We start from the raw sequence: 19,103 nt of genomic DNA, 5'->3' as shown, positions 1-19,103 counted from the left end.
CCGGCAGGTCGGGCCGGGTATGCGGAGGTACGGGCGCCGGACGGGCTCAGGCGGGGTACGCCCCCGGCCACGGACCGGGCGTCGCCGTCTCCGGCTCCAGCTCGACCTTCGTGTCGAACAGCGTGAAGCCCCGCCGCCGGTAGTTGTCCATGGCGAACTCGCCGTCCTTGCTGCACGTGTGCAGCCACACCCGCTTCGTCGGCGCCCGCCCCGGCCACCGCTCCGCCAGGTCCCACGCGCGGGCCGTGCCGTACGACAGCAGATGGCCGCCGATGCGCCGGCCGCGGAAGGCGGGGATCAGCCCGAAGTAGACGATCTCCACCACGCCCTCGTCCTGTGCCGCCAGCTCCACGTAACCGGCGGGCGTACCGCGGTCGTAGGCCACCCAGGTCTCCACCCCGGGCCGCGACAGGTACTCCTGCCACACGGTGTACGGCCAGCTCAGCCGGTCGGTCCAGCGGATGTCGCCGCCGACCGAGGCGTACAGGAAGCGGCTGAACTCGGGGGAGGGGGCCGCGGCGCGGACGATCCGGACGTCGTCGCCCTCCGGTGCGGCGGCGGGCAGGAGATCGGCCGGGGACGTCTGCTCCAGGGACCAGGTGGTGACGGGGACGCTGCTCATGCGGGCCAGGGAATCATCCCGCCGCGGATCTGTCGATCGACCTGGTCACCCCGCGTGCGGCGAGGGGGGAGCTCACTCCGGCAGCGGCCCGCCGCCGCGGATCCGGGGTGCGGGATCAGTCCGACGAGCGGTCCAGGTCGGCCAGCGGCAGGGCGAAGAGCATCCGGTCCGACAGCGACCAGACCTCGCCGGTCTCCTGCCAGTACGACAGCGAGCCCGCCTCCTCGGCCCAGCAGCGGTGCGAGGCGTCCGCCCCGCACTGGGCCGCCCTCGCACCCGTGAGGTCCTGCCGCCACAGCCCGCCGTGTCCGTCCCGCGAGCCGGGCAGGCGTCCCACATACCAGGACGGACGGGTCGCGCCGGGCTCCCGGTACGACAGCACGCCCCGGATCCCGGCCGCCCGGGTCCGGTACTCCTCCACCGCGTTCACCCCGCCCGCGGCGTCCGTGGCGAGCAGCCCGCCGCGTCCGGGATCCGTGCTGAAGGCGTACCGCCACAGCCGGGCCGGGTGATCGCCGCCGGGCGCCGTCCACTCCGCGGCGACCAGGCTGTCGGGAGCCGTGCTCCGGTCCAGGGCGAGCGCGCCGGCGCACGGCGGCCCGTCGGCGGCGCAGCGCCCGGCGGTGAAGCGGTAGGAGCCGACCGCGGGCATCACGTACCGGTAGCCGTCCGCGGACCAGCCGCCGGGCACCCGGCCGATCGCGGGCCCGTCGACGTCGGTGCGCTGGATGCGGTCGAGGTCGTAGACATAGAGCGCGTCGGCGCCGCCGCTCCTCGCGGTGACCAGCAGCTTGTCCTGGTACCAGACCATGCCGGAGACCCCGGAGACCAGGCCCCGGTAGTTCCGGCCGCCGTCGACCGGCACCACCAGCAGCACCCAGCGGTAGGTGAGGCGGGCGGGGTCGTCGGCGTTCACGAAGGCGACCCGGGCGAGGCCGCGCTCCGCGGCGCGGCCGGCGGTGGTGCTGTGGGTCCAGCCCGCGAGGAGCACCCGGTGCGTGCCCCAGACGCCGTCGTCGTCGGCGTCCCCGGAGGTCGTCACCGATGCCGGCCGCCAGGCGGTCGCGGCATCCGCCGGGTCCCAGCAGTAGGCGCGGGCGACGGCCGGGGCGACGGGCAGGGAGGAGCGGTCGGCGGAGGAGCAGCGGGCGGACTCGTTCATGTCGCGGTCGGCGCTCGCGAGGACGTCGGCCACGCCGACCGGGGTGCCCATCGACGCGGACAGCCGGTCCAGGGTGCCGGCGGGGACGAGATGTTCCTGCAGGCGCAGCCGACCGGTGTCGGCGGGGGAGGAGAGCGGCTTGAGCGCGCCGGGGCTGTCGGTGACATCCGCCTGGGAGGCGCTGATCAGGGTCGCGGCCGCGGTGAGCGCCAGCGCGGTCCCGGCCAGGACCGCGCGCAGCGCGGCGCCGCGTCTGCGCCGGCGGTGTCTGCCGCGATGCTTCATCTCGTCCCCTCTTTCAGGGCTCCTTCGCCTCCGAGGTGCCTCGGTGGCCCGGTACGGGCCGAGGCGGGCCAACTGTGCCTGGTGGTCCGTACGTTGACGCCTGGCGCAGCCGGGGAGGCCCTGACAGGATGCTACGGCAGTAACGGCCCGCGCAGGGCGAAGACCCCGCAATTACGCGCAGGACATCGTCAAGGGGCGGCGGGCCGTGTGCCTCCGAGAGTCGTCCGGCGACGCGAGATCGCCGGCGCCGTCGAAGAAATCAGCAGGTCACGAGGGTCGTCGGGGAGCAACACCGCCGTTTCCACGTCCTCGCGGAAACGATACGGTCGATGCTGGAGAAGTTCCCCGAGGTACCGCCGGATCCGCGACATCTCGGCTCGCACCGTCACCGTGCGTGAGGGATCCCCGAACAGGTCCCCGGCGAGCGCCGCCGCACCCCGGCCGGAACGGTGCTCGGCGAGCAGATAGATCAATTCCGCGTGCCGGGGACTGAGTTCACGCGACCAGGACCCAGCCGAACCACTCACCGTCAGCGTGCTGCGCCAGGGCCTGGCGAGGTCCAGCACGAGCCGGGTCGCCGTGGCCGCGGGCTCGTCCGCCGCCCGCAGCAGCCAGCCCCCGGCCAGCGGCTCCACCGCGCACGAACCCAGCGAGGGCAGCCACCGCAGGCCCGGCGCGAGCGACTTGGGCAGCGCGACCCGCCGTACGTACGGCATCCCGGACACCGCCGCCGACCAGCCGTCGCGGTCCACCACCAGCGCCCGGCCGTCCAACCGGGCCAGCAGCGGAGCCGCCACCGCCCGCAGCCGTTCCAGCGAGTCCAGATGCAGTTCCCGCAGGCGCGCCTCGGCCAGTTTGGCCACCGAGTCCACCCAGGCCAGCGTCGCCGGATGCATCGTCTCCAGCGGGCCGCTGACGTCCACGACACCGATCAGCCGGCCGTCCCGGGGGTCGGTGATCGGCGCGCCCGTACACGTCCAGGAGGCGTGGGAGCGTACGAAGTGCTCGGCGGCGAAGACCTGTACGGGCCGGCGCACCACCGCCGGGGTGCCCACGCCGTTCGTGCCGACGACGTCTTCACGCCAGTCCGCGCCGAGTTCAAAACCGAGGCCGTCCGCCTTGCGCAGCACCGGCGGGGCGCCCTCCCGCCACAGCACCCGTCCCTCCGCGTCCGCGACGACCATGATGTGCTGGGCGACGTCCGCGACCGAAAGCAGACCCTCGCGCAACACCGGCAGCACGTGCCGCAGCGGCGACTCCTCGCGCCGGCGCCGCACTTCGTCCGACGGCAGCAGCCCCGACCGGAAGTCGTGGTCGGGGTCCACGCCGCTGCGCAGCATGCGCCCCCAGGACTGCTCGATCACCGGCCGCGGCGCGATCCGCGCACGGTGACCGGCGAGCGTGGCCTCGCGCACCTCGTTCAGCACGCGCGCCGCCTGCGCCGCGTCCACGGCGGCCAGGCGCGCCACGTTCATCGGCGGGTTCACCACTGGGGTCCTCCCGGGAAAAGGGCCCGAAGGGGCCCGGAAAAGGTCTTCGAACACGCATGTCAAGCCGGCTCGGCGGCGGTTTCCGGCCCGGCTGCGCCCCCACATACTGCCCCGAGACGTATGGCGGAGGCGCATACTCCGCACACGTGAGCCAACAAGTTGCAACCCCTTGCAACCCTGGTGAACTTATCGAAGGTGGCCGAGACTTGACCCCCGGGGTGGTGCCGTGTCGGCGCAGCACCACCCCGTCCCTCGGGAGGGTCGGCCGGCGTCGCGCCCCACGTCGGCGCCCTTTTCACGGCACGGGACGCGCTCGTTCCACGATCGCCGTCAGGTCCAGGCCCGTCGGCAGGGTGCCGAAGCTCGCTCCGTGGTCGCCGCCGAGACGGGAAGCGCAGAAGGCGTCGGAGACCTCCGGTGGGGCGTGACGGACCAGGAGAGAACCCTGGAGGACCAGCGCGAGACGCTCCACCAGGCGGCGGGCGCGGGCCTCGACGCCGTCCAGGTCGGCGAGTTCGGTGAACAGGTCCTTCACCGCCCGGTCCAGCCGGTGGTCGGCGCCATGGGCGCGGCCGATCTCGGTCAGGCAGGCGTCCAGCGCACCCGGCTCGCGCTGCAGCGCCCGGAGCACGTCCAGCGCCTGGACGTTTCCCGCGCCCTCCCAGACGGAGTTCAGCGGCGACTCCCGCACCAGCCGGGGCAGCCCGGACTCCTCGACGTAACCGTTGCCGCCCAGGCACTCCGCGGCCTCCACCGCGACGGGCGTACAGCGCTTGGTGATCCAGTACTTGGCGGCCGGCACCGCGAGCCGCAGGAAGGCGCGCTCCTGCTCGCTCCCGTCGTCGTGGGCGGCCGCCAGCCGCAACGCGAGCGTGGTCGCGGCCTCGGACTCCAGGGCGAGGTCGGCCAGGACGTTGCGCATCAGCGGCTTGTCGATCAGCGCGGCGCCGAACGCCTCCCGGTACGCGCAGTGGTGCACGGCCTGTGCCACCGCCTGCCGCATCAGTCCCGCCGAGCCGAGCGCGCAGTCCAGCCGGGTCGCGGCGACCATGTCGATGATGGTCCGCACCCCGCGCCCCTCCTCGCCGACCCGGCGAGCCCAGGTCCCGTCGAACTCGACCTCGGCGGAGGCGTTGGACCGGTTGCCCAGCTTGTCCTTCAGCCGCTGGAGCAGAAACACGTTCCGGACGCCGTCCGCGAGGACCCGGGGCACGAGGAAGCAGGTCAGCCCGCCGGGGGCCTGCGCGAGCACCAGGAAACCGTCGGACATCGGCGCCGAGCAGAACCACTTGTGCCCGGTCAGCGTGTACGTCCCGGCCTCGGCGAGGGGCCGGGCCTCGGTGGTGTTCGCCCGTACGTCGCTGCCGCCCTGCTTCTCCGTCATGGCCATGCCGAAAAGGGCGCCGGGTTTCCGCGCGGCGGGCCGCAGCTCACGGTCGTAGACCGTCGACGTCAGCCGCGGCACCCACTCCGCCGCCAGCTCCGGATCGGCCCGCAGCGCGGGCACGGCCGCGTGGGTCATCGACAACGGGCAGCAGTTGCCCGCCTCGACCTGGGTCCAGACCAGGAAGGCGGCCGCCCGGCGCACGTGCCCCGCGGGCCGCGTCCAGGCCGCCGTCAGCCCCGCCCCCACCCCCTTGCCGAGCAGCCGGTGCCAGGCCGGGTCGAAGTCGACCTCGTCGATCCGGTGGCCGTACCGGTCATGAGTGCGCAGCCGGGGCGGATTCTCGTTCGCCCGCGCCCCCCACTCCTGCACCTGCGCCGAGCCGGCGGCACGGCCCAGCACGGACAGCTCCTCGCTCACCTCGTCCAGCACGTCCGGACCGGTGTGGCGCTCGACGGCCGCCACGAGCGCCCGGTCGGCGGTGAACACGTCGTATCCGGCCAGCGGGGGCGGCTGGTTCGTCACGGTGTGGGTGGAGGTGCCTGCCATGATCGCGAACCTATCCGGGACGGTGCTGGTGATGGCCTCCAGCGTGGCACAGCGGCCCGTACCGGGGGGACAGAGGCCGATCAACCGGGCCGGGGAGCGTGGTCGACCGGGCCGGAAGGTGAGGCCGGTCCGGTGCTGCGGATACCTTTGGGTCGTGCAGCCAGCAAGTGAACCCCCCACGCGGCCCGCCGGTCGCCTCCACCGGGCCAGAGCCCTCTACCGGAACGTCTCCAAGCGCAGGACCGCCTGGCTGCTGCTCAAGGACACCGTCAACTCCTGCGTGGAGTACCGCATCCTGGGCCTCGCGGCCGAGGCCGCGTTCTTCACGCTGCTGTCCGTGCCGCCCCTGCTGCTGTGCCTCATCGGACTGCTCGCCTACGTCGACACCTGGACCGGCGCCCACAGCATCCAGAGCCTGGAGACCAACATCCTCGACGCCTCGCGGACGGTCCTGTCCGACAAGGGCGTCAAGGACATCACCCAGCCGATACTGCACGACGTGATGAAGGGCGGCCGCCCCGACATCATCTCCATCGGCTTCGTGTTCGCCCTGTGGTCCGGCTCCCGCGCGGTGAACGTCTTCATCGACACCATCACCGTCATGTACGGCCTCGACGGCGTCCGGGGCATCGTCAAGACACGCATGATGTCGTTCCTGCTGTTCATCGTGGCGCTGCTGATCGGCTCGGTGGCACTGCCGCTGATGGTGGCGGGCCCGGACGCCGTGGTGCGGGTGGTGCCCTGGTCGGAGACGCTGGTGCAGGTCCTGTACTGGCCTGTCGTCATCCTCCTGTCCATCGCCTTCCTGACGACGCTGTACCACGTGTCCGTGCCGGTCCGCTCGCCGTGGATCGAGGACGTCCCGGGCGCCCTCGTCGCCCTGGCCATGTGGGTCCTCGGCAGCTTCCTGCTGCGCATCTACCTCGTGCACACCATCGAGGGCGCCACCATCTACGGCTCCCTCGCCGCGGCCGTCGCCGTCCTGCTGTGGATCGGCGTCTCGGCCTTCGCCGTCCTCGTCGGCGCGGCCGTGAACGCGGCGATCGACCGGGTCTGGCCCGCCGCCGCCACGGCCGCCGCCCGCGAGGCGAACGAACGGGTCCGCGAAACCCAGGTCGCCGAGTACGTCGCCTGGGCGTCGGCGGCCCGCGAGACCGACCCCGACGACCCCGAGATGCCCTCCGAGTTCCCCGAACGCTGGTCGCGCTTCCTCCCCCCGGAGGACGTCACGGCCCGGCTGCGCACCCACGCCAAGAACCCGCACCACCACCATGCCCACAACGGGAGCGGGGAACCGCACAAGGGCCAGGGTCCGGGGAAGGATCAGGGTCCTCAGGGGCAGGAGCAGGGGCAGGGGCAGGGGCAGGGGCAGGGGCAGGGGCAGGGGCAGGGGGAGGGGGAGGGGCAGGGGCATGGCCACGGGCGCGGACACGGGCCGGGGAGCGCGCCGCCGCAGGGGCAGTGAGGAGCGCGCCGGAGAGCAGGCGGGCAGGGGGCAGGCGGCGGGGCCGGGGGGGGCAGGCGGCGGCCCTCCCAGTCCGCTCAGGGCTTCCACACGCCGTCCGCCGCGGCCTCCCGTACGACGTCACCGAAGTCCCGTGGCTCGCGCCCCAGCACCTGCCGTACGCCGTCGGACAAGTGGGCGTTGTGGCCGTCGAGCAGGGAGGCGAACAGCTCGACCAGGAACTCCACCTCCTCGGGCGGCAGTCCGAACGCGGCCATCCGCTCGCCGTAGTCGCGGGCCGACACCGCCCGATACGCCAGTTCCCGTCCCGTCGCCGCCGCGATCTCCGCGACCGCCTCGCCGAAGCTCAGCAGCCGCGGCCCGGACACCTCCAGCGTCCGTCCCACGTAGCACTCGCCGCCGGTGAGCGCCGCCACCGCGACGTCCGCGACGTCCCGCACGTCGACGAACGGCTCCCGCACCGCTCCGCCCGGAAACACCAGCTCCCCGGCCGCCCGTATCTCCTCGACGAGCGGCCCCTCGCTGAAGTTCTGCGCGAACCACGCAGCTCGTACGACCGTCCACTCGGCCCCGGACTCCGCGAGCGCCCGCTCCGTCGGCCGGGCCTGCTCCTCACCCCGCGCGGACAGCAGCACCAGCCGCCGTGCGCCCAGCCGCACCGCCTCCCGCGCGAGCCCGCCGACCGCCTCGGGGGCGTCCGGCGCACCGACGTCCAGCGGGTACACCAGATAAGCCGCGTCGGCGCCACGCAGCGCGGCCTCCCAGGTCGACCGGTCCTGCCAGTCGAAGCCACGCGCGCGCGTGGCGGCACGGACCGTCAGGCCGGCCGCCCGTGCCGCCGCCGCGACCCGGCTCCCCGCACGGCCGGACGCCCCCGTCACGACGACCGTCGACACCTTCGTGCGATCCGTGTGTTCCGCGTGTTCCGTGTTCTGGGTCATGCCCGTCAGTCAACTGCCCTGCCCCGCCAGGGAACATCGCCGATCCGCTCACTCCCATAAGCGGGCGTCTACGCTGCCTTCATGGACGCACTCGCAGGCCTGCTGGACGGCCCACGCGCGCGTGGCGCCTTCATGATCCGGGCGTGCTTCGACCCGCCGTGGGCCGTCCGCGTGGCGGACGAGGCACCGCTGACCGTGATGCTCATGGCACGCGGCACCTGCTGGATCACCCCGGACGCGGACGGCGTGCCGGTGCGGCTCGGCCCGGGAGACCTCGCGATCACGCGCGGCCCCGACCCGTACACCGCCGGCGACACGTCCGGCACCGCACCGCAGGCGCTCGTCCTGCCCGGCGGCGAGTGCCGCTGCCCCGACGGCACCTCCCTCAACGGCTCCATGGACCTCGGCGTCCGCACCTGGGGCGACCGCCCCGACGCAGCCACGGTCATGCTCATCGGCACCTACCTGATGCGCGGCGAGATCCACGGCCGTCTCCTCGACGCCCTGCCGCCCCTGCTGACCCTGCCCGCCGACGTGTGGGACTGTCCGCTCACGCCTCTGCTCGGGGAGGAGATCGTCCGCGACGCACCGGGCCAGGAGGTCGTCCTGGACCGCCTGCTGGACCTGCTGCTCATCAGCGCCCTGCGGGTCTGGTTCTCCCGCCCGGAGGCGGCCGCCCCCGCCTGGTACCGGGCGCTGGCCGACCCGGTCGTCGGCCGCGCGCTGCGCCTGCTCCAGGACGATCCCGCCCACCCGTGGACGGTGGCCGCGCTCGCCGCCGAGGCCGGGGTGTCCCGCGCGGCCCTCGCCCGCCGCTTCACCGGCCTCGTGGGCGAACCCCCGATGGCCTACCTGACCGGCTGGCGGCTCGCCCTCGCCGCCGACCGTCTGCGCGACACCGACCTCACCCTGGACACGATCGCCCGCCAGATCGGCTACGGCAGCGCGTTCGCCCTCTCCACCGCCTTCAAGCGCGTCTACGGCGTGAGCCCCCAGGAGCACCGGGCGGGGCGGGCAGCCGCGGCAGTGGGCGTCTGAGCGGCGCCGAGCGTCCTGTGATGCGCGGGTCCCTTAAGGGGCGCGGTCCTGGTGATCTCCACCCGCCTCTCCACCCCTGCTCCGATCCGCCCGGCACCGCCTCGGGCCTAGCGTTCTCCGCGGGTCGGCAGCGGCATCCGGGCCGGCGAGAAGGCGTAGGGGACGGCGGAGGTGCGGGACATGGCGGACGCGACGCGGCACGCACGACGGCCGGAAACCGGCACAGCGGCGAACACAGCGCCGGGCACGGCGACCGAGGTGGTGACCGGGCCGAAGACAGGGACGCGGGCAGGGCCGCGGGCCGGTGGCACGGGCTACGGGCCGCTCCTCGGAACAGCCCTCGACATCGTGCTGCCGCTCGTCGTCTTCTACGCCGCCCGCGCTCTCGGTGCCGGCCAGGCTCCGGCGCTGCTGCTCAGCGGAGCACCTCCCGCGCTGCGTCTGCTGTACGGCGCGGTCCGGCACCGCCGGATCGACGGGGTGGACCTGTTCTTCACGGTGCTCTTGAGCGCCGCTGCGCTGGTGACCCTGCTCGGCGGCGGTCCCCGGGTCCTGCTGTTCAAGGACGCGGCGCTGTCCCTCGTGGTCGGCATCTGGGTGCTCGGCACCGGCTTCACCCGCAGGCCCCTCGCCTTCCAGCTGGGGCAGCGGCTGCACCGGGGGCCGACGGCCCGGGCGCGGGCCGGTTTCTGGCAGGGCTCCGCCGAGTTCCGCCGGGCCCTGCGCGTCCTCACCCTGGCCTGGGGCGCCGAGCAACTGCTCGACGGCGGCCTCGGCACCCTCGCCGCCGCCACGCTGCCCACGGACACGGTGCCCCTGCTCACCCGCGTCGCGTCCCTGTCCCTGCTGGCCCTGACGGCCGTGGCCACCGCCGCCTACGCGCGCCGCTTCCGCACCCGCCACGGTCTCCCGCTGCTCGGCGCCCCCGGCTCCGAAACCACCGGCATACGCACCCCGGCGGCGGCGCTCCCCGGGACCGGGCGCCCGAGCTGACCGCCACCGCCACCGCCACCGCCACTGGCACCGCCACTGGCACTGGCACTGGCACTGGCACTGGCACCGCCGGAGCTTGCGCCCACCGCGGATCCTGAGCCCACCGGCGGAGCATCGCCCCGGCCGCCCAGCACCGTGCCGGGCGCCGTGGGCGACGTAGGCTGGCACGTGTGTACGCGGAGCGGGCCTCCCGGCTGACCGGCGCCGTCGTCTGGACGCACACCCCGAGCAGATCCGGAAACGGGGCGGTGCTCCCCGACGGCTGCATGGACCTGCTGTGGAGCGAGGGGCGGCTGCTGGTCGCGGGACCCGACACCCGCCCCTACGCCCCCGAGGGCCCGGGCCGTGCCTGGGCGGGAATCCGCTTCTTCCCCGGCACCGCGCCCACCCTCCTCGGCGTACCCGCGTACGAACTGCGCGACCTGCGCGTGGAGTTGGCGGATCTCTGGCCCGCCGCCCGGGTCCGCCGGCTGCGCGAGCGCATCGAGGCGGCGCCCGACCCTGCGACGGCACTGGAGGAGATCGCCCTGGCCGCGGCCGCGCGGGCGCAGGCCCCCGACCCGCTGCTGCACCGGCTGGTGGAGCGCCTGGACGAGGGCCGCCCGGTGTCCGCGACGGCCGCCGAACTCGGTCTCGCGGCCCGCACGCTGCACCGCCGCAGCCTGACCGCGTTCGGCTACGGGCCCAAAACCCTGGCCCGCATCCTGCGCCTGCAACGCGCGCTGGCGCTGGCCCGCTCCGGGCTGCCGTACGTCGAGACGGCGATCCGCGCGGGATACGCGGACCAGCCTCATCTCGCCCGCGAGGTACGGGAGTTGGCAGGCCGGCCGCTCGGGGAGCTACTCGGCGGCGGGTAGCGGGGCGAACAGGTCGACGCTGTTGCCGTCGGGGTCGTGCACGGTGGCGTACCGCTGCCCCCAGAAGGCGTCCCACGGCTTCAGTTCCCCGTGGTGTCCGGCGCCGACGAGGTCCTCGTACACGGCGTCGACCTCGGCGGGGGAGTCACAGCGGAAGGCGAGCCCCACGCGCCCGCCGCCCTGGGGCCGCCGCCAGCGGGAGTGGAAGGAGCGAATGGTCTCCTCGGTGTCCAGTGCGAGCGTCAGCCCGCCGGGCAACTCGGCCTCGACATGCGGCTGTTCCTCGGACCCGGGCGGGAAGACGAGCCCGAGGCGGCGGTAGAAGGCGAGCGAGGCGGCCAGGTCGGAGGCCACCAGCCCGATCACGGCGAATCGTGCAGTCATGAGTCCACCGTAGGAAGACACTGCCCGCCGGTCTTGAAGAAATCGGCCACCCACGCAGAAGACGAGCCGTGCACCCACAAGCCTCCCGCCTTCGAGGCCACGGTCACCGGGTGCGTGCTTCAAGGAAGTTGGGCGGCTCCGCACCCCCGAGCAACGTTTCTGCGGTGAATCGACTCCGCCATTGGGGTGAGTAAAGCTCGCGTACATGGAAGGTCATGTGAGTATCTAGAGAAGCTTTGGTTTTAGTAAAGAGCGTCGAACGCGTAGCCCGACCGCTCCGCGTCACCCACCCATAGAAGGAGCCGGACCTTGACCTACGGAAACCAGCTGCGCGAGCGCATCGCCGGGCCCGGGACCACACCCCTGATCGGCGTGTACGACATGTACTCGGCGTCGATCGCGGCCAAGCACTACGACGGCATGTTCGTCTCGGGCTTCGGATTCGCGGCGTCGTACTACGGGCTGCCGGACATCGGTTTCATCGCCTGGCCCGACATGGTGGGCTTCGTGCAGCGGCTGAGGGGCGCGTTCCCGCACCACCACCTGCTGGTGGACATCGACGACGGCTACGTCGACCCCGAGGTCGCCTGTCACGTGGTCGAGGGGCTGGAGCGCATCGGGGCCTCCGGGGTGATCCTGGAGGACCAGAAGCGGCCTCGCCGCTGCGGGCACGCCGACGGCAAGCAGGTGCTGCCGCTGGGGGAGTACCTGGAGAAGCTGAACAAGGTTCTGGAGGCCCGCAAGGACCTGGTCGTCGTCGCCCGGACGGACGCCACCGACGAGCACGACATCCTGCACCGTGCCGAGCGGCTGGCCGCCACCGACGCCGATGTGGTCCTCGTCGACGGGGTGCGCAGCGTCGAATGGATCCAGCGCATCCGCACGGTCGTGGGGGACAAGCCCCTGCTGTTCAACCAGATCGCCGGCGGCAAGTCGCCCCGCCTCTCCCTCGGCGAACTGAGCGATCTCGGCGTGGACGTGGCGATCTACAGCACTCCGTGCCTGTTCGCGGCGCACGAGGCGGTGGACTGCGCACTCGGCGACCTGAAGGCGGCCGACGGCCGGCTGCCCGAGGTGGACCCCGCGAGCGGCATCGGCGTGAAGGCCTCCACCAGCCTGCTGGAGCGCAACATCGCTCCCGAGCGGCTCACCTCCGAGGGCGTGGGCGTGTGAGCGGTGCCGTGGCCGGGCTCAGGCGGGCGGTGGTCCTCGCCGCCGCGATGGCCGCCGTCGGCGCGGCGCCCGCGGCCGCGTCCGACAGCCTGATCACCGTCATCGACAACTCCCGTGCCGACTCCTGGCTGGAGGTCGACCGTACGGCGAACGTCCAGACCGGCAGGGGCACGGCCGGCAGCGACCACGACGGCAGCGCCGTGGACGCGATCGAGGCCCTGGTCGGCGGCAGAAGCGACCACCGGGAGGTCTGGCAGAACTGAGCCACCGGGGAGCCGCCCGGCCGCCACCGTGGTGCGGCCCTGCCGCTCGCCGGGGCCGGGCCGGCCCGGTGCTTGGCGGGCACCGGCCGGTTCAGTCCTCACCGAGGCCGGGGCGGCCGTTCTCGGAGCGTTCGAAGTCCTCCTTCGGAGCGTGCTCGTCGCCGGGCGTGGCGACGGCGGCGCGGTGCTGTCCGGGGGCGAGCGTCCGGCAGGCGGCGTGGGCCGTGCCGTAGGCGGCGGCGAGGGCCACGGCGGGCGCCGCGAGGAAGGCCACGGCGCGCAGGGTGAGGTTCATGCCGGAGAAACGATCTCGGCTGCGGCGCGGTCACCGGCCTGTGCTCGAACGGGCGTGCTGTGTCACGGAGTTGGCCGCGAGACGGGCGGCGCGGCCGTGCTGCCGCGCCGGACCAGCCGGGTGGACAACTCGGTGCGGGTGCCCTCCGGGCGCTCGCCGTGCATCATCCGCACCAGCAGCCGCAGCGCTGTCGCCGCCATCTCGCCGACCGGCTGGCGCACGGTGGTCAGGCCCGGGGCGACCCAGCGGGCCTCGGGCAGGTCGTCGAAGCCCACGACGCTCATGTCGTCCGGCACCCGCACCCCCCGTTCCGCGAGCGCGGCGAACACCCCGAGGGCCATCCGGTCCGAGCACACGAACACCGCGGTCGGCGGTTCGGGCAGGTCCAGCAGCTCGTGCGTGCGCAGTCGGGCGGTGGCCTCGTCGTATCCGGCGTGCCGCACGTACTCGGCGCGGTGCCGCACCCCGGCCGAGGCGAGCGCGGAACGGTATCCGGCCACCCGTGCGCCGGTGCCCGTCGTGCGCCGCTGGCCGGCGATCACGGCGATCCGCCGGTGGCCGAGCGCGAGCAGATGCTCGGCCGCGCTCACCCCGCCCTGCCAGTTGGCCGCCCCGACCGACACCACCCCGGCCGGCGGCTCGTGCGCGGGGTCGAGCAGCACATAGGGGATGCGATGGTGGTCCAGCCAGGCGTACTGCGGCGGGGACAGCTCCGCCAGGTTGAACAGCACGCCCGAGGAGCCGCGAGCGGTCAGCTTGTCCAGCCAGCCGCGCTCGCGCCGGTTGCCCCGGGTGCGGTTCGGGCCGGCCGAGACCACCACCTCCAGGCCCGCCTCGTGCGCCGCCGCCTCCACGCCGCGCAGCACGGCGCCCGACCAGGAGCTGTCCAGCGAGTGCACCACCAGGTCGACCAAACCCGGTGCTTTCGTCGCGTCGAAGCGGGGGCGGCGCACATAGCCGAGCCGGTCCAGCGCCTCGGTGACCCGGCGGCGGGTCTCCGGCGCCACGTCCTCGCGGCCGTTGACCACCTTCGACGCGGTGGGCACCGAGACCCCCGCCTCGCGCGCCACCACCGCCAGCGTCGGCCCGGCCGCCACGCTCGCACTCCCCGCACGGACCACAGGAAACCGCCTCTCCAGCCCGCCATCGGGCCCCGAAAGTTGCGACCAACGCTGCTTCCACGACCTGCCCACCGACCGTGCAGAAAGCGCTTCCTACGATAGATGTGCGTCAACACGACGTGAAGACGCGGGAATTCACGGGATGGCAGCAGTCAACACTTTCGAAACTCCGAACATCGTCGAGGCGATGTCGGAACGGCCGAGGAAAGCTCACTCACTGCGGAGCGCTGGTCGAGCCGGAAGCCGGTGAAGTCCGCCGTGACGGAGGCGTCCACGAGGTTCACCGTGTGGATCGCGGCCATGGCACCGGTGAAGCGCAGCCGGGAGCCGTGGTCGTCGAAGAGCCGGGTGAGGTCCAGCGGCGGGCCGACCGGGCGGCCGGTGCCGAGCGCGGCGTACCGGAACCGGGCCTCGCCGCGCTCGACGCCGACCCCGGGGTGAGCGGCGCACCGGCCTCGACGTCCACCACAGCCGCCCGGCGCGCCTCGTCCTCGTCCTCGTCCTCGTCGTGGACGGGGGCCGGGTCGAAACCGCGGGACGGGACCCGGCGCGAGGCCGTCCACGCTCCGGCGACGTCCCCGGGCGTGCTGACGTAGGTGTCCCGGTGGCGAAGTTCGGCGTGCCGACCGGACGCACCACCGCGTACGTCACCCAGAACAGTGCGCCGTCCCAGCTCGGCGAGGTGCCCGGATCCCGACCGAGTCCGGCACCCCGGCCGGCGAGCCGCCCGGGGCCCCAGCCTCGACGTGGCTCGCGTACGCCCAGTGGGCCAGGTCGAGGGAGCGGTGGACCGGGATCGTCGGGAACCGCTCGAAGGACCTGGTCGCCGGCGGCACCCGTCGCCGGCGCGGACCAGGGAGGGGTCCGGGACGAAGCCGCAGATCACCGGATCGGTCAACTGGCGTGGCAGGTCACGTCACTTGCGACATCAACCGCGCCAAGATCAGGGTCGCCGCCGGCACCGACCCCTGGCTGTCCGGCTGGAACAAACTGGCCGCCAACCCCCACTCCGCCTCCACCTGGACCCCCAACCCCCAGGCCACGATCATCCGCGGCGGCACCGGCGAGAACTACGGCATCGTCTACAACGACATCGCCGCCGCCTACCAGAACGCCCTGCGCTGGAAGGTCGGCGGCACCGAGGCCGACGCCGCATGCGCCGCCAGGATCCTCAACGCCTGGTCGTCCACCCTGACCACCCTCACCGGCAACGCCGACCGCTTCCTCGCCGCCGGCATCTACGGCTGGGAGTTCGCCAATGCCGCCGAACTCATGCGGGACTACACCCCGTTCGACCTCACCGCCTTCCAGGAGATGATGGCGAACGTCTTCTACCCGCTCAACAATCAGTTCCTCACCGGACACAACGACGCCTGCATCACCAACTACTGGGCCAACTGGGACCTGTGCACCATGGCCTCCATCCTGGCCATCGGCATCCTCAACGACGACGCCACCACCTACGACCAGGCCGTCACCTACTTCAAATCCGGCGCGGGCAACGGCTCCATCAAGCACGCGGTGCCGTACCTCTACACCGACAGCGACGGCTACGCCCTCGGCCAGTGGCAGGAGTCCGGCCGCGACCAAGGCCACACCGTCATGGGCATGGGCCAGATGGGCGCCGTCTGCGAAATGGCCTGGAACCAAGGCGACGACCTCTACTCCTACGACGACCGCCGCTTCATGAAAGCCGCCCAGTACGTCGCCAAGTACAACACCGGCCAGGACGTCCCCTACACCACCTACACCTGGGGCAGCGGCCGGAACTGCGCCCAGCGGTCGCAGACCGTCATCGGCTCCGGTTCCCGCGGCCGGCTCCGCCCCGTCTGGGCGATGCTCCACCTCCACTACAACCGCCGCCTGCACCTCGACGACAAGTGCATCTCGGCCATGTACGACGACCTCGTCGCCCCCGAGGGCGGCGGCGGGAACTACGGCTCCACCAGCGGCGGCTACGACCAGCTCGGCTTCGGCACCCTGATGTACGCCAAGTAATAGACTCATCACTCAACGTACCCGGATCGCCCGAACGGCCCTCCCGCGCACCCGTGCGCCGGAATACCGGACGCGCCTGTGGTGCTCTGTTGTTGCACGGTGCACGAGTGCACGGCGAAGGGCTGGTGGGCGATGACGGCAGACCGGACGAACCCCGAGGTCAGGACGGCGTACGGAACCGTACGCGGCCGGTACGAACACGGCGTCGCCGTGTTCCGCGGCATCCCGTACGCCGCCCCGCCCTTCGGCCCCCGACGGTTCCGCCCACCCGAGCCGCCCGAACCCTGGGACGGCATACGCGACGCCGGCGCCTTCGGACCCACCGCGCCGAAACCGCCGTACTCCGAGGCCTTCGCCCAGTACCTGTCCGACCCCGAGATCCCCGGTGAGGACTGCCTCAACCTCAACGTCTGGACCCCCGACCCGGACCCCGACGCCCGCTTCCCCGTCCTGGTCTGGCTCCACGGCGGCGCCCTGACCAGAGGATCCTCCGCCGTACCCGTCTACGACGGCACCGCATTCGCCCGCGACGGCGTCGTCTGCGTCTCCGTCAACTACCGCCTGGGCGTGGAAGGTTACGGCCTCTTCCCCGACGCACCCCCCAACCCCGGCCTGCGCGACCAACTCGCCGCACTGCGCTGGGTCCACGACACCGTCGGCGCCTTCGGAGGCGACCCGGACCGCATCACCCTGTGCGGCCAGTCGGCGGGCGCCATCAGCGCCGGCGCCCTGCTCGCCGCCCCCCAGAGCCAGGGCCTCGTCCGGCGGGCGGTCCTGCAGAGCGGCCCGCCCGAGATCCTCGACCGCGACAAGGTACGGCGCATGGTGCGCCGCATGGCCAACCGGCTGAAGATCCCCGCCACTGCCGAAGCCTTCGCCGCCGTCGACCGCGATCTGCTGCTGCGCACCCAGGCCGAGGTCGGCCGGCTCAGCAGCCCGGTCCTCGGCGGACCCGCCTTCGGGATCGTGGTGGACGGCGACCTCGTACCCCGCGACCCGCTGGAAGCGCTCGTCGACGGCGAGGCGGCCCGCGGCGTCGACCTCCTCATGGGCTGGACACGCGACGAGTACCGGCTCTGGCTCGTCCCCGGCGGCCTGCTGGAACGGATCGACCGCCTCGGCCCCGTCGTCCTCGCCGGCGCCATGGCCCGCTGCCACGCCGGCCACGAGGTGCCCCGCGGCTACCGCGCCCTGAACCCCGACGCCGGCACCGCCGAGATCGTCGGCCAGATGGTCACCGACCACCTGCTGCGCGTCCCACTGCACCGCCTCGCCGACGCCCGCCCCGGCACCTGTCACCTCTACGAGTTCGCCTGGCCCTCCGGCCTCCCCGGCCTCGGCGCCTGCCACGCCCTGGAACTGGGCTTCGTCTTCGACACCGGCGCCGCCCCCGAATCCAGAAAACTGGCCGGAGAAGGCGCCCCGCCGGACCTGTGCACGGAGATGCACACGGCCTGGGTACGCTTCGCGACGACGGGCGACCCGGGCTGGCAGGCCTGGGACACGTCCCACCCGGTGCGGATCTTCGGCGACGGTGGACCGTATACCGCATACGGTCCACGAGATACGGAAGTCGCCCTCTGGTCGACCGCCCCCGCCCCCGCTGCCCCGGAACCCGGCCCCACCGCGGAGATCCGAGCCCCCGGCGCCGAATGGGCAGCGGCGGTACGACGATTGAGGCGCTCGGTGGGGGCGCGGCGGCGGTGATTGTCGGCGGTCTGAGGTCGACAGTCTGCGGTCGACAGTCTGCGGTCGCCGGTGGATTGTCCGCAGTCGTCGGTGGCCGAGTGGATCGTCCGCAGTCGACTGTCGACTGTCGTCCGTCGACTGACGACTGTCCACGGTCGTCAGGTGACTGTCGACCGTAGCCACCCGCCCTCATCCCGCAGCCGTCGCCGTCCCCACCCCGGCGACGGCCCTCGCGCGCGCGTCGGCCACGCACTCCATCTCCCACACGGCTCGCAGCACCCCGCGGTCCGCCCGGATCACCGGCCCGTCAAGCGACGCCGTCCGGTCGCTAGGCCGAGGCCAACGCCTGTCGGATCGACGCGATCGCCTCCGGCCCCACCCGGCAACACCCCCCGATGAGCCGCGCACCCGCGTCCCGCCACGCCTTCACCTGCTCGGCGGCGAACCTCGACCGTCCCGTCCAGGCCCGCGCCTCCGCGTCCCAGGCCTCTCCGCTGTTGGGGTAGACCACGACCGGCTTGCCGGTGACCCGGGCCGCGATCTCCGTCGCGGGCTCGACGTCCTGCGGGGCGCAGCAGTTCACGCCCACCGCGATCACCTCGTCCACCTCCGCGGCCAGGGCGAACGCCTCCTCCAGGGGCTGCCCGGCACGCGTGTGCGTACCGTCGACCGTGTACGAGAGCCAGGCCGGCACCCCCAGCCCGCGCACCGCCCGGAGCAGCGCGGCGCCCTCGTCGGCGTCGGGAACCGTCTCCAGCGCGAAGACGTCCGGCCCGGCGCCGGCCAGCACCTCCATGCGCGGCCGGTGAAAGCGCTCCAGCTCGTCCACGCTCAGCCCGTACCGGCCCCGGTACTCGGCGCCGTCCGCGAGCATCGCCCCGTACGGTCCGACCGAGGCCGCCACCCACAGCGGCCGCGCGACGCCCGCATCCCCGGCCCGCCGGGCGGCAGTACGGGCCAGGTCCACGCTCCGCGCGAGGAGTCGCGCCGCCTCGTCGTGGCCGATGCCGCGCCGGGCGAAACCCTCGAAGGTGGCCTGGTAGCTGGCGGTGATCGCGACGTCCGCGCCCGCCAGGAAGTAGGCGAGATGCGCCTCGGCCACCGCGTCCGGGCGTTCCGCCAGCAGCCGCGCCGACCACAGCTCGTCGCTCAGGTCGTGCCCGGCCGACTCCAACTGGTTGGACATGCCGCCGTCGAGCACGACCGTCCCGGCGGCGAGGGCGTCGGCGAGGCTGGGGGAGGTGTTGCTGCTGGTCATGACATGACGCTAGTCGAAGCGGAGCCGTGCCGGGCAGCCATGTCCAGTAGGTGAGCGCCTCTCGTCCCGGTCATGCTCCTTCCCTCGTCCGGCCCTCCCCGGAACCGCCACGACGGTCCCCGACCACTCCTCGCGG

General features: G+C 73.3%; 18 protein-coding genes. 9 read left to right on the top strand and 9 right to left on the bottom strand.

The genetic code is table 11. The features are described from left to right. Nucleotides 1-46: 46 nt before the first annotated feature. The 4 genes from ACZ4MF_RS13140 to ACZ4MF_RS13125 all read right to left on the bottom strand — a co-directional run bounded on the left by ACZ4MF_RS13140 (nucleotide 47) and on the right by ACZ4MF_RS13125 (nucleotide 5,492). On the bottom strand, nucleotides 47-622 hold the full coding sequence (locus ACZ4MF_RS13140; protein ID WP_467492104.1) for a GNAT family N-acetyltransferase: 576 nt from the start codon (nucleotides 620-622) through the stop codon (nucleotides 47-49). A 115-nt stretch (nucleotides 623-737) separates the two neighbouring features. Beyond that, nucleotides 738-2,069 carry a hypothetical protein gene (locus tag ACZ4MF_RS13135; RefSeq protein ID WP_467492103.1) on the bottom strand — a complete coding sequence of 444 codons (1,332 nt, stop codon included), beginning with the start codon at nucleotides 2,067-2,069 and terminating at the stop codon, nucleotides 738-740. Nucleotides 2,070-2,257: 188 nt separating this feature from the next. Next, complete coding sequence (locus ACZ4MF_RS13130) at nucleotides 2,258-3,544, bottom strand: GAF domain-containing protein (protein WP_467492102.1); 1,287 nt, start codon at nucleotides 3,542-3,544, stop codon at nucleotides 2,258-2,260. A gap of 310 nt (nucleotides 3,545-3,854) precedes the next feature. Continuing rightward, the gene (locus ACZ4MF_RS13125; protein WP_467492101.1) at nucleotides 3,855-5,492 is read right to left on the bottom strand and encodes an acyl-CoA dehydrogenase family protein; all 1,638 of its coding nucleotides are present in this window, start codon (nucleotides 5,490-5,492) and stop codon (nucleotides 3,855-3,857) included. A 154-nt stretch (nucleotides 5,493-5,646) separates the two neighbouring features. Here ACZ4MF_RS13125 and ACZ4MF_RS13120 point away from each other — a divergent pair, with 154 nt between their 5' ends. Continuing rightward, nucleotides 5,647-6,957, top strand: coding sequence for a YihY/virulence factor BrkB family protein (locus ACZ4MF_RS13120; protein ID WP_467492100.1), 1,311 nt, complete (start codon nucleotides 5,647-5,649; stop codon nucleotides 6,955-6,957). Nucleotides 6,958-7,034: 77 nt separating this feature from the next. Here ACZ4MF_RS13120 and ACZ4MF_RS13115 read toward each other — a convergent pair whose 3' ends face one another. Continuing rightward, nucleotides 7,035-7,898 carry a Rossmann-fold NAD(P)-binding domain-containing protein gene (locus tag ACZ4MF_RS13115; RefSeq protein ID WP_467492099.1) on the bottom strand — a complete coding sequence of 288 codons (864 nt, stop codon included), beginning with the start codon at nucleotides 7,896-7,898 and terminating at the stop codon, nucleotides 7,035-7,037. A gap of 81 nt (nucleotides 7,899-7,979) precedes the next feature. Here ACZ4MF_RS13115 and ACZ4MF_RS13110 point away from each other — a divergent pair, with 81 nt between their 5' ends. The 3 genes from ACZ4MF_RS13110 to ACZ4MF_RS13100 all read left to right on the top strand — a co-directional run bounded on the left by ACZ4MF_RS13110 (nucleotide 7,980) and on the right by ACZ4MF_RS13100 (nucleotide 10,786). Next, on the top strand, nucleotides 7,980-8,936 hold the full coding sequence (locus ACZ4MF_RS13110; RefSeq protein WP_467492098.1) for an AraC family transcriptional regulator: 957 nt from the start codon (nucleotides 7,980-7,982) through the stop codon (nucleotides 8,934-8,936). 180 nt (nucleotides 8,937-9,116) lie between these two features. Beyond that, nucleotides 9,117-9,929: a VC0807 family protein gene (locus ACZ4MF_RS13105; protein WP_467492097.1), complete on the top strand. Its 813-nt coding sequence runs from the start codon at nucleotides 9,117-9,119 to the stop codon at nucleotides 9,927-9,929. Between the two features lie 170 nt (nucleotides 9,930-10,099). Then, on the top strand, nucleotides 10,100-10,786 hold the full coding sequence (locus ACZ4MF_RS13100; RefSeq protein WP_467492096.1) for a helix-turn-helix domain-containing protein: 687 nt from the start codon (nucleotides 10,100-10,102) through the stop codon (nucleotides 10,784-10,786). Here the strand turns inward: ACZ4MF_RS13100 and ACZ4MF_RS13095 are convergent. Then, nucleotides 10,769-11,170 (bottom strand): VOC family protein, encoded by a 402-nt coding sequence (locus ACZ4MF_RS13095; protein WP_467492095.1) that lies wholly within the window; start codon nucleotides 11,168-11,170, stop codon nucleotides 10,769-10,771. The two genes, ACZ4MF_RS13100 and ACZ4MF_RS13095, sit on opposite strands and share 18 nt — an antisense overlap. A 309-nt stretch (nucleotides 11,171-11,479) precedes the next feature. Between ACZ4MF_RS13095 and ACZ4MF_RS13090 the strand changes: the two genes are divergently transcribed. Both ACZ4MF_RS13090 and ACZ4MF_RS13085 read left to right on the top strand, forming a co-directional pair. Next, nucleotides 11,480-12,343: an isocitrate lyase/PEP mutase family protein gene (locus ACZ4MF_RS13090; RefSeq protein WP_467492094.1), complete on the top strand. Its 864-nt coding sequence runs from the start codon at nucleotides 11,480-11,482 to the stop codon at nucleotides 12,341-12,343. Continuing rightward, nucleotides 12,340-12,606 carry a hypothetical protein gene (locus ACZ4MF_RS13085; RefSeq protein WP_467492093.1) on the top strand — a complete coding sequence of 89 codons (267 nt, stop codon included), beginning with the start codon at nucleotides 12,340-12,342 and terminating at the stop codon, nucleotides 12,604-12,606. Before ACZ4MF_RS13090 ends, ACZ4MF_RS13085 begins: the two co-directional genes overlap by 4 nt. Before the next feature lie 91 nt (nucleotides 12,607-12,697). On the opposite strand, the gene ACZ4MF_RS13080 is transcribed toward ACZ4MF_RS13085, so the two are convergent. Beyond that, the gene (locus tag ACZ4MF_RS13080) at nucleotides 12,698-12,901 is read right to left on the bottom strand and encodes a hypothetical protein (RefSeq protein ID WP_467492092.1); all 204 of its coding nucleotides are present in this window, start codon (nucleotides 12,899-12,901) and stop codon (nucleotides 12,698-12,700) included. Nucleotides 12,902-12,963: 62 nt separating this feature from the next. Then, nucleotides 12,964-14,022, bottom strand: a complete 1,059-nt coding sequence (locus ACZ4MF_RS13075) for a LacI family DNA-binding transcriptional regulator (protein WP_467492091.1) — start codon at nucleotides 14,020-14,022, stop codon at nucleotides 12,964-12,966. 287 nt (nucleotides 14,023-14,309) lie between these two features. Here ACZ4MF_RS13075 and ACZ4MF_RS13070 point away from each other — a divergent pair, with 287 nt between their 5' ends. The 3 genes from ACZ4MF_RS13070 (at nucleotide 14,310) to ACZ4MF_RS13060 (ending at nucleotide 17,727) form a co-directional block, all read left to right on the top strand. Next, nucleotides 14,310-14,618, top strand: coding sequence for a hypothetical protein (locus ACZ4MF_RS13070; protein ID WP_467492090.1), 309 nt, complete (start codon nucleotides 14,310-14,312; stop codon nucleotides 14,616-14,618). 307 nt (nucleotides 14,619-14,925) lie between these two features. Beyond that, entirely contained in the window at nucleotides 14,926-16,020 is a 1,095-nt protein-coding gene (locus tag ACZ4MF_RS13065) for an alginate lyase family protein (protein WP_467492089.1), read from the top strand. A gap of 132 nt (nucleotides 16,021-16,152) precedes the next feature. Next, a complete protein-coding gene (locus tag ACZ4MF_RS13060; protein ID WP_467492088.1) occupies nucleotides 16,153-17,727 on the top strand; it encodes a carboxylesterase/lipase family protein in 1,575 nt (524 codons plus the stop codon). 310 nt (nucleotides 17,728-18,037) lie between these two features. Here ACZ4MF_RS13060 and mmuM read toward each other — a convergent pair whose 3' ends face one another. Continuing rightward, entirely contained in the window at nucleotides 18,038-18,967 is a 930-nt protein-coding gene (gene mmuM, locus ACZ4MF_RS13055) for a homocysteine S-methyltransferase (protein WP_376286531.1), read from the bottom strand. Nucleotides 18,968-19,103 lie beyond the last annotated feature (136 nt).

It is taken from the genome of Streptomyces sp. NPDC025793, from assembly GCF_055558375.1.
Note: the sequence above shows the minus strand (reverse complement) of the source record. Positions and strands in the feature narration are given on the sequence as shown.

What these genes read in the sequence shown, in the direction of transcription:
- ACZ4MF_RS13140 (WP_467492104.1), bottom strand. Translation starts at nt 622, where the DNA reads ATGAGCAGCGTCCCCGTCACCACCTGGTCCCTGGAGCAGACGTCCCCG.
- ACZ4MF_RS13135 (WP_467492103.1), bottom strand. Translation starts at nt 2,069, where the DNA reads ATGAAGCATCGCGGCAGACACCGCCGGCGCAGACGCGGCGCCGCGCTG.
- ACZ4MF_RS13130 (WP_467492102.1), bottom strand. Translation starts at nt 3,544, where the DNA reads ATGAACGTGGCGCGCCTGGCCGCCGTGGACGCGGCGCAGGCGGCGCGC.
- ACZ4MF_RS13125 (WP_467492101.1), bottom strand. Translation starts at nt 5,492, where the DNA reads ATGGCAGGCACCTCCACCCACACCGTGACGAACCAGCCGCCCCCGCTG.
- ACZ4MF_RS13115 (WP_467492099.1), bottom strand. Translation starts at nt 7,898, where the DNA reads ATGACCCAGAACACGGAACACGCGGAACACACGGATCGCACGAAGGTG.
- ACZ4MF_RS13110 (WP_467492098.1), top strand. Translation starts at nt 7,980, where the DNA reads ATGGACGCACTCGCAGGCCTGCTGGACGGCCCACGCGCGCGTGGCGCC.
- ACZ4MF_RS13105 (WP_467492097.1), top strand. Translation starts at nt 9,117, where the DNA reads ATGGCGGACGCGACGCGGCACGCACGACGGCCGGAAACCGGCACAGCG.
- ACZ4MF_RS13095 (WP_467492095.1), bottom strand. Translation starts at nt 11,170, where the DNA reads ATGACTGCACGATTCGCCGTGATCGGGCTGGTGGCCTCCGACCTGGCC.
- ACZ4MF_RS13080 (WP_467492092.1), bottom strand. Translation starts at nt 12,901, where the DNA reads ATGAACCTCACCCTGCGCGCCGTGGCCTTCCTCGCGGCGCCCGCCGTG.
- ACZ4MF_RS13060 (WP_467492088.1), top strand. Translation starts at nt 16,153, where the DNA reads ATGACGGCAGACCGGACGAACCCCGAGGTCAGGACGGCGTACGGAACC.
- mmuM (WP_376286531.1), bottom strand. Translation starts at nt 18,967, where the DNA reads ATGACCAGCAGCAACACCTCCCCCAGCCTCGCCGACGCCCTCGCCGCC.